The organism is Acidiphilium sp. PA (assembly GCF_026191915.1).
Taxonomy (GTDB): Bacteria; Pseudomonadota; Alphaproteobacteria; order Acetobacterales; family Acetobacteraceae; genus Acidiphilium.
On record NZ_JAIMBY010000001.1, the window covers coordinates 120,503 to 134,732 of the forward strand.

General features: G+C 60.4%; 17 protein-coding genes. 4 read left to right on the forward strand and 13 right to left on the reverse strand.

What is annotated here, in order from left to right; all coding sequences use genetic code 11:
- Positions 1-12: 12 nt before the first annotated feature.
- The 5 genes from AruPA_RS00610 to AruPA_RS00630 are packed head-to-tail and all read right to left on the reverse strand — an operon-like array spanning position 13 to position 1,837.
- Complete coding sequence (locus AruPA_RS00610; protein ID WP_265634166.1) at positions 13-552, reverse strand: acireductone dioxygenase; 540 nt, start codon at positions 550-552, stop codon at positions 13-15.
- The gene (locus AruPA_RS00615) at positions 549-1,157 is read right to left on the reverse strand and encodes a methylthioribulose 1-phosphate dehydratase (protein WP_265634168.1); all 609 of its coding nucleotides are present in this window, start codon (positions 1,155-1,157) and stop codon (positions 549-551) included. The genes AruPA_RS00610 and AruPA_RS00615 overlap by 4 nt, the downstream gene beginning before the upstream one ends.
- Positions 1,158-1,171: 14 nt before the next feature.
- Positions 1,172-1,447 (reverse strand): twin-arginine translocase TatA/TatE family subunit, encoded by a 276-nt coding sequence (locus tag AruPA_RS00620; RefSeq protein WP_265634169.1) that lies wholly within the window; start codon positions 1,445-1,447, stop codon positions 1,172-1,174.
- 9 nt (positions 1,448-1,456) lie between these two features.
- Positions 1,457-1,678: a twin-arginine translocase TatA/TatE family subunit gene (gene tatA, locus AruPA_RS00625; protein WP_265634171.1), complete on the reverse strand. Its 222-nt coding sequence runs from the start codon at positions 1,676-1,678 to the stop codon at positions 1,457-1,459.
- A gap of 36 nt (positions 1,679-1,714) precedes the next feature.
- Complete coding sequence (locus AruPA_RS00630; RefSeq protein ID WP_265634173.1) at positions 1,715-1,837, reverse strand: hypothetical protein; 123 nt, start codon at positions 1,835-1,837, stop codon at positions 1,715-1,717.
- Positions 1,838-1,992: 155 nt separating this feature from the next.
- Between AruPA_RS00630 and AruPA_RS00635 the strand changes: the two genes are divergently transcribed.
- Complete coding sequence (locus AruPA_RS00635) at positions 1,993-2,145, forward strand: DUF3309 domain-containing protein (RefSeq protein WP_265634175.1); 153 nt, start codon at positions 1,993-1,995, stop codon at positions 2,143-2,145.
- On the opposite strand, the gene AruPA_RS00640 is transcribed toward AruPA_RS00635, so the two are convergent.
- From AruPA_RS00640 to rpsT, 3 genes are all read right to left on the reverse strand, one after another.
- A complete protein-coding gene (locus AruPA_RS00640; protein ID WP_322784378.1) occupies positions 2,138-2,836 on the reverse strand; it encodes a response regulator in 699 nt (232 codons plus the stop codon). The genes AruPA_RS00635 and AruPA_RS00640 overlap by 8 nt on opposite strands.
- A gap of 180 nt (positions 2,837-3,016) precedes the next feature.
- Entirely contained in the window at positions 3,017-4,480 is a 1,464-nt protein-coding gene (gene dnaA, locus AruPA_RS00645) for a chromosomal replication initiator protein DnaA (protein WP_408858562.1), read from the reverse strand.
- 440 nt (positions 4,481-4,920) lie between these two features.
- Positions 4,921-5,187 (reverse strand): 30S ribosomal protein S20, encoded by a 267-nt coding sequence (rpsT, locus tag AruPA_RS00650; RefSeq protein WP_265634181.1) that lies wholly within the window; start codon positions 5,185-5,187, stop codon positions 4,921-4,923.
- Between the two features lie 375 nt (positions 5,188-5,562).
- Between rpsT and AruPA_RS00655 the strand changes: the two genes are divergently transcribed.
- Positions 5,563-6,603, forward strand: coding sequence for a bifunctional 2-polyprenyl-6-hydroxyphenol methylase/3-demethylubiquinol 3-O-methyltransferase UbiG (locus AruPA_RS00655; protein WP_265634182.1), 1,041 nt, complete (start codon positions 5,563-5,565; stop codon positions 6,601-6,603).
- A complete protein-coding gene (locus AruPA_RS00660) occupies positions 6,570-7,652 on the forward strand; it encodes a hypothetical protein (protein ID WP_265634184.1) in 1,083 nt (360 codons plus the stop codon). The genes AruPA_RS00655 and AruPA_RS00660 overlap by 34 nt, the downstream gene beginning before the upstream one ends.
- Here the strand turns inward: AruPA_RS00660 and AruPA_RS00665 are convergent.
- Genes AruPA_RS00665 through AruPA_RS00675 form a run of 3 tightly spaced genes read right to left on the reverse strand, consistent with a single transcriptional unit; the run spans position 7,607 to position 10,998 of the window.
- Positions 7,607-8,446, reverse strand: coding sequence for a DUF4422 domain-containing protein (locus AruPA_RS00665; protein WP_265634185.1), 840 nt, complete (start codon positions 8,444-8,446; stop codon positions 7,607-7,609). The two genes, AruPA_RS00660 and AruPA_RS00665, sit on opposite strands and share 46 nt — an antisense overlap.
- Positions 8,446-10,116, reverse strand: a complete 1,671-nt coding sequence (locus AruPA_RS00670) for a DUF563 domain-containing protein (RefSeq protein WP_265634186.1) — start codon at positions 10,114-10,116, stop codon at positions 8,446-8,448. Before AruPA_RS00670 ends, AruPA_RS00665 begins: the two co-directional genes overlap by 1 nt.
- A gap of 45 nt (positions 10,117-10,161) precedes the next feature.
- Positions 10,162-10,998 carry a methyltransferase domain-containing protein gene (locus AruPA_RS00675; RefSeq protein ID WP_408858563.1) on the reverse strand — a complete coding sequence of 279 codons (837 nt, stop codon included), beginning with the start codon at positions 10,996-10,998 and terminating at the stop codon, positions 10,162-10,164.
- Positions 10,999-11,114: 116 nt separating this feature from the next.
- Between AruPA_RS00675 and AruPA_RS00680 the strand changes: the two genes are divergently transcribed.
- The gene (locus AruPA_RS00680; protein WP_265634190.1) at positions 11,115-11,360 is read left to right on the forward strand and encodes an acyl carrier protein; all 246 of its coding nucleotides are present in this window, start codon (positions 11,115-11,117) and stop codon (positions 11,358-11,360) included.
- 8 nt (positions 11,361-11,368) lie between these two features.
- Here AruPA_RS00680 and AruPA_RS00685 read toward each other — a convergent pair whose 3' ends face one another.
- Together AruPA_RS00685 and AruPA_RS00690 are read right to left on the reverse strand one after the other, a co-directional pair.
- Complete coding sequence (locus AruPA_RS00685) at positions 11,369-12,547, reverse strand: hypothetical protein (protein ID WP_265634191.1); 1,179 nt, start codon at positions 12,545-12,547, stop codon at positions 11,369-11,371.
- Entirely contained in the window at positions 12,544-14,226 is a 1,683-nt protein-coding gene (locus AruPA_RS00690; protein ID WP_265634193.1) for an AMP-binding protein, read from the reverse strand. The genes AruPA_RS00685 and AruPA_RS00690 overlap by 4 nt, the downstream gene beginning before the upstream one ends.
- Between the last annotated feature and the right edge of the window lie 4 nt (positions 14,227-14,230).

Sequence of the window (14,230 nt, forward strand, 5' to 3'; positions counted from 1 at the left end):
TGTCAGCCGGTATCAGGTGACGGGAAAGCGCGCGCTGATCGCATCGCCGGTGAAATGCGCAACCCAGCCCGACGGATCGGTAAAGATGCGCAAGGCGATGAAATCAGGTCGTTCGCCGGCGTCGAACCAGTGCCGGATGTTAGCGGGCACCGAAATCAGATCGCCCTTGGTGCACAGAGCATCGAACACCTTGCCCTCGGTGTGCATCACGAAGTGGCCGGCGCCACTGACGAAGAACCGGACCTCGTCCTCGGTGTGACTGTGCTCGTTGAGGAATTTTTCACGCAGCGCGCCGGCTTGTGGGTGATCGGGCGTCATTTTGATGACATCTGCAGTGCCAGCACCCGTTTCACCCATCAGCCGGTCGAGATAGGGGCGATAGGCTTCAAGGATCGCATCCGCCTCCGCATCGGCGGGCAGGGTCACCGGACTGTCCCAACGTTCGAACCGCACACCGATAGTCGCGAGATGGGCTGCGATCTCAGTGGCATCATCGGTGTCGAGCACCGGTGCGCCGGGGGCGTTATCGTCGAAAATCCGCAGGCCGCTCATCGCATCAGTCTCCGTTCGCACTCGCAGGATATCAGGAATTCCAGGGCTTCAAGCCGCCAGAAACAACGCTCGATGTCCGGACCCCAGGCATAAACGCCATGGCCGCGCAGAATATAGCCGATCGGTGCCGCCTCGAGTGAGGGCGCGATCACGTCAGCCAGACGCGCGATATCCTGATCATTGTCGAACACCGGCACGCTCGCCACGGTCTGATGCGTCGTGATACCCGGGAAAGCCTTGAGAATCTCATAGTCCTGCAGGATCAGAGACTCCTCGTGGGTAACCATCGAAAGTGCGGTCGCCGCGACCGAGTGGCCGTGCAAGACGGCGCCGACCGCGGGGAAATGACGATAGAGCTGACAGTGCAACAGGGTTTCGGCGCTCGGTTTGTCGGCGGTACGGCGGGGTACGCCATCGAAATCGACCTCGATAATATCGGCCTCGGTCAGGCGACCTTTGTGAACGCCGCTGCGCGTGATCGCCATGCGCTGATCATCCAGCCGCGCCGACAGATTACCCGACGAAGCCGGAACCCAGCCGCGCGCATCCATACGCGCGCCGATGGCGATCAGGCCATGCGCCGCCTGCAGCAGGCTTTTGTGCATCAGCGTCGGTGTGGTCAAAGACGCGTCTGATCCGACGCCCTGACCGGATCAGGTTGACGAACCGGCGTTTCAGCGGGTGGAGCGCCCTCGGCGACACGGGTCTGCACCTGCGGAGCCGGTGGATTGATCGTCGCGGCCGGCTTGGCGGGGTCGTGATCGGACACGTTCTGTTTGAACGCCTTGATGCCCTTACCGACCTCCCCCATCAGGTTGCCAACGCGGGAACCGCCGAACAAAAGGGCGATGACGCCGATAACGATGATCCAATGAACGGGAGAATCGAAGCCCATGAGATTACCTCAGACCTTTGTGCGATCGGTGCTGGTCGTCTGCACCGGCGGTGCAGGCACGTGCTGCTCCAACATGGAAGCATCTTTCGGCTGGTCATCGGCCAGATTGTTTTTGAATGACCTCATCCCCCTGCCGAGTTCGCCCATCAGGTTGCCGACCCGCCCGGAGCCGAACAGGATCAGCACGACCGCGAGAACGATCAGCCAATGCCATATGCTCAAACCACCCATAATCCTGATCCTTCCTCGATGGGAATCACGTCGACATCACATCGGCACGATGCGGCCGACCCGCAATGCCCATAAGCCTAGCCTCACTTTATAGCCCAACCGTCCCCCGACGCCAATGCCGGCGCCGATGGCCCGCGGTGTCACGATTTGGTCGCGCATGCCAGCAAGCCAGTCACGCAAGCTTACGGATGGCATCATCGGGTTGCCGGAAGGTCGCCATTCAATGCCTGTGACGGCGGTTATGGACGTCAGCTATTGGAAGTGCGCGCGGCAATAATCATATCCTGATCGTCAAAACGTGAATGGAAACCGACATGCGTCTGCTACTCATTATTCTCCTGATTCTCCTTGTGCTGGGCGGCGGATTTGGTCTGCATGGCGGTTTGTTCATCGGCGCCAATGGTCTTTATTACGGAGGTGGACTGGGTTTGGTGATCGTGGTTGTGCTGATTTTGCTGATTATTTAGGCGGTAGGGTATCGGTAAGACGATAACCGATGCCAGCCTCGGTGATCACGGAAAATCCGGTGTCGGTCAGCTTGCGGCGCAACTGGCTGACGTAAATCCTGAGGTAAGCAATATCCTCGCTGTGCGCCGGCCCCCAAACCGCGGTCAGCACTTGCCGATGTGTCAACACTCGGCCGTAATTGCGAACGAACAGGGCCAGCAGCGTGTACTGGATCCGTGTGAGACCAAGATCGGTCGGATAGCCCTCGACCAGCAGGCTGGCGGCACGGCGGTCAGGATCGAGCGTCAGGTTGCGGAGCGTCAGTCCAGGGATCGGGTCGCCGGCATGCGACGACGGACGCAAGGCCGCCCGAATTCGAGCCAGCAACTCACCCAGCGCAAAAGGTTTCTCGACATAATCGTGCGCCCCGCTGTCGAGCGCTGCGATTTTTTCATCCTCGCGGTCGCGCGCGGAGAGCACGATGACCGGCACGGGACAAAATGCGCGCAAGCGGCCAAGCACGGCCTGACCGTCGATATCAGGCAAGCCCAGATCGAGCAGAATGAGATCCGGCGCGGCCGAGGCCGCCATACGGAGCGCGTCCTCAGCGGTTTCGGCGCGTAATGCGGTGAAGCCGGCCGCTTCCAGGGCTGGTTTGAGGAAGCGGTGTATCTGCGGCTCGTCGTCGACGACCAGGATATTGCCGGTCATCATCGAATTGGCGGGACCGGGATAACCGGAGCGAGTGCTTCTTTTTTATAAAAAAGACGCAAAAAACTTTCTTTCAGGCCGGGTCGGTGCCGTGGGATCGGCCGGGTACCCCGATCGAGGGCTGGTCGAACACCGGCTTTGTCAGCCGATCAAGGTGGTCCGTGCGTCGCCCCCGCCCCATCAAACCGTCAGGATGCGTTTCAGCAGATCCACATCCTGTGCGAAATCAGCGTCGGCTGCGATCAGTTCGGTCACCTTGGCGACCGCATGCATCACGGTGGTATGGTCGCGATTGCCGAATTTGCGCCCGATCTCGGGCAGTGATCGGCTGGTGAGTTGCTTGGCAAGATACATGGCGACCTGGCGCGGTCGGGCGATATTCCGCGCACGGCGGACCGAGGACATTTCACTGATACGGATGTTGTAATGATCGGCCACCTGTTTCTGAATTTCTTCGATGGTGATTTTACGATCATAGGCCCGCAGCAGATCGTGCAGTACCTCGTTCGCGGCTTCGAGTGTGACCGGGCGATCAAACAAATGCGCATGCGCGATCAGGCGGTTGAGTGCGCCTTCGAGTTCGCGGACGTTCGCGGTGATTTTCTGGGCCAGAAACTCCATGACCCGGCCGGGCACCGGCACGCCGGCGCGGGCAGCTTTTGCTTCCAGAATGGCGAGGCGCAATTCATAGGTAGTCGCATGAACATCGGCCACCATGCCGCAGCCTAGGCGGGTGCGCAGCCGATCTTCGATGCCGGACAGATCCGACGGTGATTTATCAGCCGAGACGATGATCTGCTTGCCACTGTCGACCAAGGCGTTGAACGTGTGGAAGAACTCTTCCTGCGTGCCGTCCTTGCCGATGAGGAACTGCAGATCATCCACCATCAGCACATCGACACTGCGCAGCTCATTCTTGAATTCGATGGTCGATTGCCGACGCAGCGCGCTCACGAACCGATGCATGAACTTCTCGGCCGACATATAGGCGACCGTAACCTCGTCGGCCCGCTGCGAGAGCTCCCACGCGATCGCGTGCATCAGATGGGTTTTGCCAAGCCCGACGCCGCCATACAAAAACAGCGGGTTGAAGCCGGGACTGGCATGGCCATCCGCAACGCGACGGGCGCAGGCATAGGCAAACTCGTTCGGTTTTCCGACTACGAACGTATCAAACGTAAACCGCGGATCGAGCGGAGCTGCCGTTTCCGACCGGTCTTCGGCATCCCGGCGGGTGGGCTGGGTCGATTTGCCAGGAACGGCGCTCGGCTCCGCCAGATTGGGCACCGCGGTACTCCCGCCGGCCGGGCGCGTGCGAATATCGACCCGACGAACAGCAGGGTTTTCCGACTGCCACAGGCTGGTCAACAGCGCGCCATATTCCTTGTTGACCCAATCGCGCAGAAAGCGCGTTGGCATCATCACCGTAATCTCATCGCCGTCCAGCCCGTGAAGAGCGGCCTGACGGAGCCAGTTGCGATACTCGACTTCACCGATTTCATCCTGCAGCCGGGCGCGAACGCGGCTCCATTGCAGCGCCAGCGCCGAATCCAGCCGGCCCTCACCCGATAAATCGCGCGGGCTACCGGCATCCAGGGTGCTGTCTGTGTCGTAAACCTGCTGTGCCTGCGCTTCCAACAGCATCGCCTCCCCTATTTCCACCGTGCCCCGAGCCTTCCATGCCACACCTGCCACGCCATAAATCCACTACACGCTATGGTTGTGTCAACCATGCGTGCATTCAGCGTCCGACTGCGGGAACCTTGTCTAGGACCAGGAAACTAAGCCAATAGACGGTGCGGACGCAAGAGATGTTGTGTTCGAAAAAACCTAGGCCGGAAGTCGAGGTTTCGAAATCTCTCCATAAAATCAGGCGATTGATACGGGTTTTTGAACCGCAAAAAAATCCAGTCAGGGCAATGGCCGCGCCAGGGCCGTGAAGCCGGAACTTCGCGCAACAGAAGTAAGCGGCCCCGACGGGGGCCGCCTCAGAATCTGAAAAAAACTTATTTTTTAGGACTTTGCATGCCCTACGTCTGGAAGGATCGGCTGTTCAAGCGCCGAAAGAGCCGCTAGGTCGGTGGTCAGACCGCCAGAGCCTTGACGCGCGCCGACAGACGCGAGATCCGCCGTGACACCGTATTCAATTTCAGGACGCCTTTTGTCACCGCACGCTGCATCTCTGGCTGTGCCGCAACGAAAGCAGCCCGCGCCTGTGCATGATCCCCGCTGGCGATCGCCTCCTCCAGTTTCCGGACGAAACTATGAACCCGTGACCGGCGCGCCTTGTTGCGGGCGGTGCGAACCACGGTTTGACGGATGCGCTTCTGGGCGGATGCGATGTTTGCCATGAACTCAGGTATCTCTTTTGGAAAACGGGATAGAAAAAAATCGGACCACGGCCCGAAAGCCTGAAGGTCCGATTGGCGTCCGCCAGCACATATCGCCCCTGCGATACGCCGTCAAGCGACCGGCAATCCGACATGGCAGCGGACTTTACCGGCCCGCCATGCACAGACAGCAAAATTCGCTGTTCAAGGCCCGGCGCGATATGTATAAAGTTTTAGCCAAAAATCGTTTTAAGTCGCTATGAGATCAAAAACAGGGACACGGCAATGCCGGCTTATATCGATCGACCCCGCAGCATTGTCGATTCTGAGATTGTAGAGGTCACGGGCTGGGTTGCAGGGCCGGCTCCCACTGCCGCGATGGTAACAGTTAACGGCATGGCGATCGCCCATGAATCGTACGAGCGCCCCGATGTCCGTGACGCAATGCCGCAGTTTCCGTTCACGTCCGGCCTGACCGCAATAGCTGACCTGCGTGCGCTCCCCCCCTCACGCACGCTCGATATCATCGTGTCGATCAATCAGGATCGCGAACGCCACCGCGTCGAGGTATCAGACGCTCTCCATGACCGGTGGCTTGACGAGGCGGCAAAGCGGGCGGCCAACCGGGCCTTTTGCAAAATCCATCTCCGCTGCCCGGCCTGCGGCGCCACCGGGCTCGAGATCACCTCTGCGGCGGTTACATGTAAGGCCTGCCGTGTGGCGTTTCCACAGCGTGGGCACGCGCTCGACATGATCTCGGTCCCGCTGGCGATCGAGGCCAATCTCGCCATCACCGCCAATGTGTCAGCCAATCCGTACACGCCGGCAGCGCTCGCACTGATCGATCGGGTCACCGCCAGGGGGGGCGTGGTGCTCGATTGCGGTGCCGGCTCGCGACCACAACGCACTGCCAGCGTAATAAATGTCGAGATCGTCGATTACCCATCGACCGATGTGCTCGCGATCGGCGAAGCGTTACCGTTCGCAGACCACACCTTCGATGCCGCAGTATCCCTCGCGGTGCTCGAACACGTGCGCGATCCGTTCAAATGCGCGCAGGAACTGCTGCGCGTCGTCAAGCCGGGTGGCGAGTTACTGATCGATGTCCCGTTTTTGCAGCCGGTCCACGGCTTTCCTCACCATTATTACAACATGACCGCACAGGGACTGACCAATTTGTTTGCAGGGCGCGCCGAGGTGCTCAGTTGCACGGTGCCCCCGCATGGCCATCCGATTTTTGCCGTGCAGTGGCTGTTACGCGACTATCTCGCAGGCTTACCCCGCGACGCCGCGACCACGTTTGGCGCGATGACAGTCGACGAGCTCGTCGCACTCAACGCGGCTGCGTTTCTCGGTGATCCCCGCGCTCAGGGCTTGAGCCAGGAAACGCAATCGCCGATCGCATGTCTGAACACGCTGCACATCCAGCGCCTCTGACGCGCGCGGACCTGCTCGGCCGGACCTGGCAGTTCCGTCGCAGCGACGGCCCGGTGTTCGCCGAACGGCTCCGATTGATCAGCGACGGCGCGATTGCCGGTCATAACGGCGCGTTCGAGGCGCTGTGGACCCTCGATGATGGCATCGTGACGTTTCATGCGTTGAACGGGGTCGCAACCACGCGGTTTACCGATGTTGCGCGCCACGACAACGGCCAAATCGTCCTCGCGGGTGATTTTATGATGGCACCGGAACTCAAACTGCGCTTCGTCCTCGACTCGGTGCGCGGCAGCACCACAGCCCCGCCAGCCCCGCAACGGCTGAATATTACAATGAGCCTGGGCGGCCCCCGCGACGCTCTGCTGATACTGTTCAACTCCATCGGCAGACCGTTCGATGGACTGGATACGCGTTGGGAGTTTTACGATCTGCCGCGCCGTCTGGGACTTGACCATGTACGCTTCGCCGAACGCACCGACCCGGCCCGCTGGTATGTCGATCAGGCCGGTGCGATCTGCGCGATGCTGACGCCGATCATCGAGCGCGGGTATCGGCGGGTCTTCCTGGCCGGGTTGAGCTCCGGTGGTTTCGCGAGCCTGCTGATCGGCACCATGCTGGCCCGCGCGTTTCCTCAACTCGTGCTCGACAGCTTTACGATCAATCCCCAAACCGGTCATGCGCCGACGCACCGGGCGGTGATGGCCGATTTGCCTGCGGCAATACCGCCGGCAGTCATGGATGAGGCGACTTATATCGCGCTCGGTCATCAGGCGAACGAGATTGCCGACTTACTCGAAGCCCTGCCCGGCACCACCCGGCTGACCCATCATGTGTTCTACGATCACGACAATCCTGCCGAGCGATATTACGTCGACCTGATCCGCCGGTTTCACGTCGTGGCGCCCACCGCTTACAGGTTCGGCGTCGGCCACTTGTCGGGCTGCCTCGCGCTGATGGAACGAGGCGTGGTCCACGATGCGATCACGGATATGCTGGCGGCCGATCAGGCGGCGGCAGGGACATCGAGATCGGTGTTCAAAAACAGATAGGGCAGACGGCCAACTTTCAGCAGCGGATCCTCCATGCGTTTCTGCATCAGATAGAAGTTGAACAGCCGCTCGGCGAAATGCCCGACCAGACGTGGATAGACCGTGATATGGCTGGCGATGAACCCGACCGCTTCGTGCCAGAACTTCATGTAGTCATCAAAAATCTCGGCACGCAGAATATACATGTTGCAATAGGCCGGCTGGTTCATCGCAAAGTCGATCTCCACCGACCGGTTCTTGAAGTATGAATTACTGATCACCGACCCGACCAGCACCGGCCAGTATTCGGCCATATGGGTGGTCGCCCACTGCGTATCGATCGGGTCGGGCAGGATCGCCCGCAGTACAATGACGTCGTGCGCGCCGATCCATTGCTTGAGCCGCCCGATTGCGCCGGAATCGAAATCGCGCCGCATATCAAGATAACGGTCGAACATCAAAGACCCCGCATCATGGCGGCAGGCGGCCTGGTCGCTCAGCAGGCGTTGGCGGATCGGCCGCAAATCCGGGTAGCGGCTTGCGATCTCGGAGCCAGGCAACGGATCGAGCCAGAACAGCCGGCGGTAGTGCTCAAAGCCGACATAGTCGTATTTCCAGAGATGATCCTTCCAGACATGGTATTGCTGGCGCATCTCCGAATGTTCCAGCTGATGGGCGATATTCGAACCATCGAGATCACCCCGATACCGCCCCGCAGCATCGGAGTGCAGGCCGGACACCAGCGTTGTGAACGGGCCGGTTGTCAATGGACGATCGGGCACCGCGTGGTGGCAGTTGAAAATCTGCAGGCGCATCAGGCTGCCGCCCTCTGTTCGCCGGTCTGCACGCCATCGATTGCCATCAGGCGCAACGCCAGGAAACTGATCGCGGTCTCGCGATCATCATCACCATGGCCCGTTCTGCGCGGCGATAGGCAGACCGGGTGGATGAACACGATATCAAGCCACTCGTGGCCCGCGAGACACGCGGGCGGCAGCACCAGGGCGATGGTACTGAACGAATCAACCACGGCCCCGCCGACCGGCACACCGTTCACTACGACATCGAGCGGGCGTCCGACCAGACCACGGTCGAGCACGAGGGCAACCACATCGAGTTCGAGCACGATACCGCTGTTGTCGTGTGGCTTTGGCAGTCGCATCGTGCTGAACGGTCCAACCGCCCAGGTATGAGTGGCCTCGGGATGCGACCAGCCAAACCGCGTGTAATCAGCCGCATTGCCCGCCGTCCCGAACACCACATCCATCAGTTTGCCGCCCAACCGCCTGGGCAGGGTCGCACCGGCAAGCTCGATCATCCCCGAGCGTCCCACAACGGCCGGTGCCTGCTCAAGATGCTCGATCGCCGCGACGATATCAGACTCAATGGCCATGAACGGCGCATCGCGCTGCAGACCCTCACCCCCCCACAGCGTGGGACCCCGCAAATCGGCGTGCCACCCTTCGCGCGCCTGGATCAGCGGATGAAAATACGAATCCGGCCACGCGCCAGGCGCCATCGAAATCACCCTGACACCTTGCGGCGCGAAAATCAGATTGATCAGACCCGAGCCCTGCACGCCGAAAATCATCTCGGCATCGAGGAACAGGCCGACCTGCTCGCTAAATGACAGACTTTCAATCGAGGGCCGATGAAACCGCCTTTCGGACAACAATCGCTCGACGGCGTCGCTGTTGGAAAACCGCCGGGTCTGGTTCCCGCGCCTCAGAATCGCAAGACGCTGGTGCCCGGCGGGCACAATGCTGTTGCGCATCGCTCCGCGCATGACATCCATCACGACCGGGTTCATCCCCGCCATGGACCAGATGCCACTGACCGCGTGCAGCGATTTGAACCGATAATGACGATCCGGCCGGATCTGCAGAACACGATCGTTTCCGATGCCGAACGCCGCCAGCGACTCGAGGATTGCCGTCGCATAGCTGCGCGCTGCCGACATCGTCGTGATCGCCTGGCCGACCACGAACCGAAACCGGCCGGGATGGGCACGTTCCGCCATGATCGCCCGCGGCAGGATTTCGCCGACCCAGTGGCCCCAGGTGACGTCGCCATAGCGGGCTACGAGCAGGCAAGGCTCGTCGATGGTCTCCGTCTCGAACGGCATCGCATTCAGCTCTTCGAACGATTGCGGCCAATTGCCAACCAACGGATTGATCTGGTCACTGACCAGGAACGCCTCGTGCCAGATCCAGTAGGAATCGCCCCCCAGCATCGTCGTGCCAGACGGCAGCTTGCCCAGCACGACCGGATCAAACGGCGCGAGACGCGAGCGATATGTGCTATTCACCATCCGGCGCTCGAACGCATCAAACCCAATCCGGGCCGCATTGGTGAACACGACCGAAGCGGGCAGTACGGCCTCAAATGGTTGGGCCAGCGTTTCGCACGTGGTAAACAAGGCCGGTAACTGGGCCAGCGATTTCGGCGTCGCTGCGCTGCGGTTCGGTGTGGCGCGTTTGGTCATGGGCAATCCTGTTCGTATCCGACCGGTCACCGGAGCGATCGGCTTTCAGTTTCGATGCGCAACAATAGTCACCATCGGCGGTTGATCTGCCATGGCTCTCGGTGAATGGAGCGTAACAACCTGATTGGCGAAACCAAGCCGTTTCAGCATGATTTCAAAAGCGCTGGCCGAATAGTTCCACCAATGGATGTGGCCGATCGGCGGGGCGGAGGTGCCAATCTGCATCAGGCCAGGCAGCTGCGGGATCGGCGGCAGAGACACGAGGTCAGTGATAATCATGGTATCGCGGGTCAACGCGGCGGCCTCGCGCAGCGCCTGGAACGGATTTGAAAGGTGAACCAGGATCGCACCGAAGATCGCGATGTCATACATGCCGAGATCATCGGGCTGATGGAAAATATCGGCATAGACGGCGCGCGCCTCGAATCCAAATGCACGCTTGACATACCACCAACTGTTGCGGAGCCGGCCCGCCGAATACGCCCCGCTGATCGCAGCCTCGCCGACGGTGATGTCGCCAAACGGCATGATTTCCGGCCCATGGCCGATCGGCAGGTCGAATACCGTGAGCTCGCCTCCAGCCTGCACGATGGCGCGTGAAAGAAAGCCGCTGGCGGGACCATATTCGAGCACGCTCTTGCCGGCGAGCGGAACGCCGCCGAGATAATCTGCCTCGTGTCCGCGTAAATCCCACGCACCGTTCATCACACGCCCGTCCGGCAGCGTAATGCTGTGATAGAACTCGCAATCCCGTTCCTCGATATCGTTGTGATAAGCGGCCAACGCGTGTTGGAACGAAGGGGTCAGTTGTCCGCCGTAGGGGCGACGGCGTACGGCCTCCTTGCGAAAGTAACTGGCGAGATCGAATGCGTGCTGATCCATCAATTGCAACCTTTCAGAGTCTGTCGCCGCGTCGATGCAGGCAGAAGTGTTAAATAAAACATTGGCCTCGTCTCGGAAAATAGACTAACAGGCGGACGTGGGTGAAGGAGATGAAAATGAACACCAACTTCAGGATCTTGCACGATATTTTCACGACCGAGCTGGCCGACCCCACGCTCCACCTGACGCCGGAAACCGCTTTGGCGGATATCCCGGGGTGGGATTCGGTCAATCTCTCGTGCGTCATTCTCAGCGTCGAAACGAAATTCGGTGTCGTGTTCACACCCACGCAGATGGATCAGCTCCAATCCGTCGGCGATTTTCTGCCGATCATAACGGCGGGTGCCGCAACACCGACGTGAACCGATCCTCACGGCGTGCCTCCGGGCAGCGCCCGCTCGGCCTGGCGGCAGATCGCGAGCCAGCAGTCGAGCGATAGATCCGCCGCATTATCATAAGGCGCGAAACGATCGATATAGCCGCGAGCAAGGTCCGGCATCAGCACTTCGACCGTTCCGGGCGGATTGTGGTCATCGGTTGGAACGACGTACAGGAGCCGGTTCGGACCGTATCGCCGTAGCAGCAGAAATACCGCGATCACGTCTTCTTCCCGCAGCGTGGCGTTGTGTTTCAGCACATAAATGCGGCGCGCCGATCGCAGGTCATCGAGCATGCGGCGACGCAACAGCGTGAGTTTCTGCGCTTCGCGGTGGCGTACGCGCGATGCCGGCATCTGATCGGCATACATGAAGGTGTGGTACGTCAGATTATATCGTTTCTCTGTCAGAATATACTCTTGCGGGTCACCACGCAGATCCAGCTCGATATTTCCCGGCTCTCCGATACTGTCCAGCTCATGCAGCAACATATCCACCAGCGACGCCAACGGTGTCGCGGTAAACCGGAGCAAGCCCAGCGACTCGCTGCCACTCAACCGCTGTGCGATACCAAATTCGCAATTATCACCAAGGCTCTCGAAACCGCCAAGCAGCATGGCAGGTGTCGCAGCAACGGCAGGCGGCGATGGTTGCACTTTCGCCGGCCGCCGGTTGACCGACCATAGGTGGAGCGTGCGACAGGCAAACGCCAGTCGGCGCTTGTCGTCGACCTCACCGACCGCCGCTGGGGACAGCGCATCGGGGTGATCGAGACTGATACTGACCGGCTGGCCGAGCGCATCGTCTGGGATAAAAAATGCGATCAAGCCCGGACGACTCAACGACGTTTCGCATTGAAGAATTCCGTTCACCCATACCGATACGCGCTGCGAGGCTCGAGGGTTCTGACCCAGATACGGTGCACCCTCGATCACGCCAAGCACCCGGCAATCGGCGGTGCTATGCCCGGTCTCGGACATCATGACGATCATATCGCTGCTGGTGCCGAGCGACCAGCGCATGGACCCCTCGGGAAATCCCCACCCTTCACCGAGACGCATCGCAGCGGTCGGTGCAGCAAACTCGAAACGGTCAAGCAGAACCGGCGGACTTTGGTCAATCGCGCCAGCCGGCCAGCCCGGTTGGCGCAGCGGGATCGGTGCCGGACTCATGCTGGCATCGCCTGGAAGGCCGGCCGCGCAGCGACATAGCGGGCCAAGTTCTCCGCCCGCGATATCTTGCCGCTGGTCGTCTTGACCAACCAGCCCGGCGGCACAATCATCGCCTCATACAGCGATGCGGCAAACTCGGCATTGACCGCCGATCTGATGGATTGAGCGAGCGCACGCTGAGCACCAAGGTCGCTGGAATCCGCCTCGGCAACGACGACAAGCGATTGACTCCCCGTTGCCGGATTGAAAGGCCCGATCGCAACGGTGCGGCCCGGCTTCACGTCGCAATGAGTATTGACGCAGAACTCCACGTCATGGGCATAAATATTCTTGCCATGAATAATCAGCAGATCATCGGAGCGGCCGGTGATGAACAACTCGCCCGCATCGATGAACCCGCGGTCACCCGTGTGATACCAGCCGGCCTCCAGCTTGCCAGGCGGCATCGGCAAGCGGAAATAACCCTCGAACAAGGTATCGCTCGCCACCACGACAGCGCCGACCTGCCGATCCGGGCACGGTGCGCCATCGGCATCAAGAATGCGCAAACGCACACCCCGCATCGGCAGACCACACGATAGAATTGCCCGCACGGCGCGCGGATTGTTCGCCATGACGGCAATCCCGTCACGATCCAATCGTTCCGCATCAATCGCCAGACTGCGGGGTATGCTGCCTAATGGCGTTTGCGTGACCAGAAAAACCGCCTCGGCCATTGCGTAGGATACCTGCAGTGCGACCGGATCAAGCCCATGTGCCGCAAATCGTGACCGAAACGCAGCGAGCGTCGATGGTTTGCAAGGCTCTGAACAATCGATGATCGCACGAAGCGACGAGAGATCGTAAGAGACACGATTATCCGCCATGCGCATGATGTGGTGGAAAGCAAAATTGGGCAGCCAGCAGAGCGTCGCACGAAAATCGGCAATCGCATCCAAAAGGCTTGCCGGTCGCCGCACCCACGCGAACGGGTCGAGCGTCACGACCGGGATTCCAAGCAAGGCGGGTACCATGAAACAGGCGATCAGCCCCATGTCATGATAGACCGGCAGCCAGGACGCAATGACGTCGCGCTCGGTCAGCGCAAGACATTCGCCCATCGCCGCGACGTGGTCGAGCACCATGCCGTGGCTCAACGCGACGCCTTTTTTAAGACCGGTCGTCCCCGAGCTATGTTGCAAAAACGCAATGTCATGCCGGTCGCCCTGAAACTGCAAGCCAGGGTCGGCGCCCGGCAGGTCAGTTTCGATGTCGAGGCAACGATGCGCATAGACAGGAAGATGCTCCCGGACCAGGCCGATGTTGAACTCGTCGGTAACGATCAGTGCGACATCGATACGGGAAAACAGCGTTCCATGAGAAGACCAGAAAATATTTGCGTCCTGCTTGGGGCTGAGCGGTGGAAAGAAACTCGGAATGGCGCCGATCATCATGGCGCCGAAAAATGCAGCCGCAGCATTTCGATGGGTGGGTAGCAGCAAAGCGATGACGTCGCGGGGTTGTATCCCGCGCGCGGCGAACACTGCGGCAAATCGTTCGGCGCACGCGTAGGACTGACGAAACGTCACCGGATTGGAAGGATCATCGGCAAGCACAATGAAGGGCTCGTCACCGCGAGCCGCCGCCACGGCACCAAACCGTTCCACGAGCGTTCTGCCGCGGGTCAGAAGTGCGTCCATCGCT

What these genes read in the sequence shown, in the direction of transcription:
- rpsT (WP_265634181.1), bottom strand. Translation starts at nt 5,187, where the DNA reads ATGGCAAACATCGCATCCGCCCAGAAGCGCATCCGTCAAACCGTGGTT.
- AruPA_RS00680 (WP_265634190.1), top strand. Translation starts at nt 11,115, where the DNA reads ATGAACACCAACTTCAGGATCTTGCACGATATTTTCACGACCGAGCTG.
- AruPA_RS00675 (WP_408858563.1), bottom strand. Translation starts at nt 10,998, where the DNA reads ATGGATCAGCACGCATTCGATCTCGCCAGTTACTTTCGCAAGGAGGCC.
- AruPA_RS00690 (WP_265634193.1), bottom strand. Translation starts at nt 14,226, where the DNA reads ATGGACGCACTTCTGACCCGCGGCAGAACGCTCGTGGAACGGTTTGGT.
- AruPA_RS00635 (WP_265634175.1), top strand. Translation starts at nt 1,993, where the DNA reads ATGCGTCTGCTACTCATTATTCTCCTGATTCTCCTTGTGCTGGGCGGC.
- AruPA_RS00610 (WP_265634166.1), bottom strand. Translation starts at nt 552, where the DNA reads ATGAGCGGCCTGCGGATTTTCGACGATAACGCCCCCGGCGCACCGGTG.
- AruPA_RS00630 (WP_265634173.1), bottom strand. Translation starts at nt 1,837, where the DNA reads ATGCGCGACCAAATCGTGACACCGCGGGCCATCGGCGCCGGCATTGGC.
- AruPA_RS00640 (WP_322784378.1), bottom strand. Translation starts at nt 2,836, where the DNA reads ATGACCGGCAATATCCTGGTCGTCGACGACGAGCCGCAGATACACCGC.
- AruPA_RS00665 (WP_265634185.1), bottom strand. Translation starts at nt 8,446, where the DNA reads ATGCGCCTGCAGATTTTCAACTGCCACCACGCGGTGCCCGATCGTCCA.
- tatA (WP_265634171.1), bottom strand. Translation starts at nt 1,678, where the DNA reads ATGGGTGGTTTGAGCATATGGCATTGGCTGATCGTTCTCGCGGTCGTG.
- AruPA_RS00685 (WP_265634191.1), bottom strand. Translation starts at nt 12,547, where the DNA reads ATGAGTCCGGCACCGATCCCGCTGCGCCAACCGGGCTGGCCGGCTGGC.
- dnaA (WP_408858562.1), bottom strand. Translation starts at nt 4,480, where the DNA reads ATGCTGTTGGAAGCGCAGGCACAGCAGGTTTACGACACAGACAGCACC.
- AruPA_RS00670 (WP_265634186.1), bottom strand. Translation starts at nt 10,116, where the DNA reads ATGACCAAACGCGCCACACCGAACCGCAGCGCAGCGACGCCGAAATCG.
- AruPA_RS00655 (WP_265634182.1), top strand. Translation starts at nt 5,563, where the DNA reads ATGGCGATCGCCCATGAATCGTACGAGCGCCCCGATGTCCGTGACGCA.
- AruPA_RS00615 (WP_265634168.1), bottom strand. Translation starts at nt 1,157, where the DNA reads ATGCACAAAAGCCTGCTGCAGGCGGCGCATGGCCTGATCGCCATCGGC.
- AruPA_RS00620 (WP_265634169.1), bottom strand. Translation starts at nt 1,447, where the DNA reads ATGGGCTTCGATTCTCCCGTTCATTGGATCATCGTTATCGGCGTCATC.
- AruPA_RS00660 (WP_265634184.1), top strand. Translation starts at nt 6,570, where the DNA reads ATGTCTGAACACGCTGCACATCCAGCGCCTCTGACGCGCGCGGACCTG.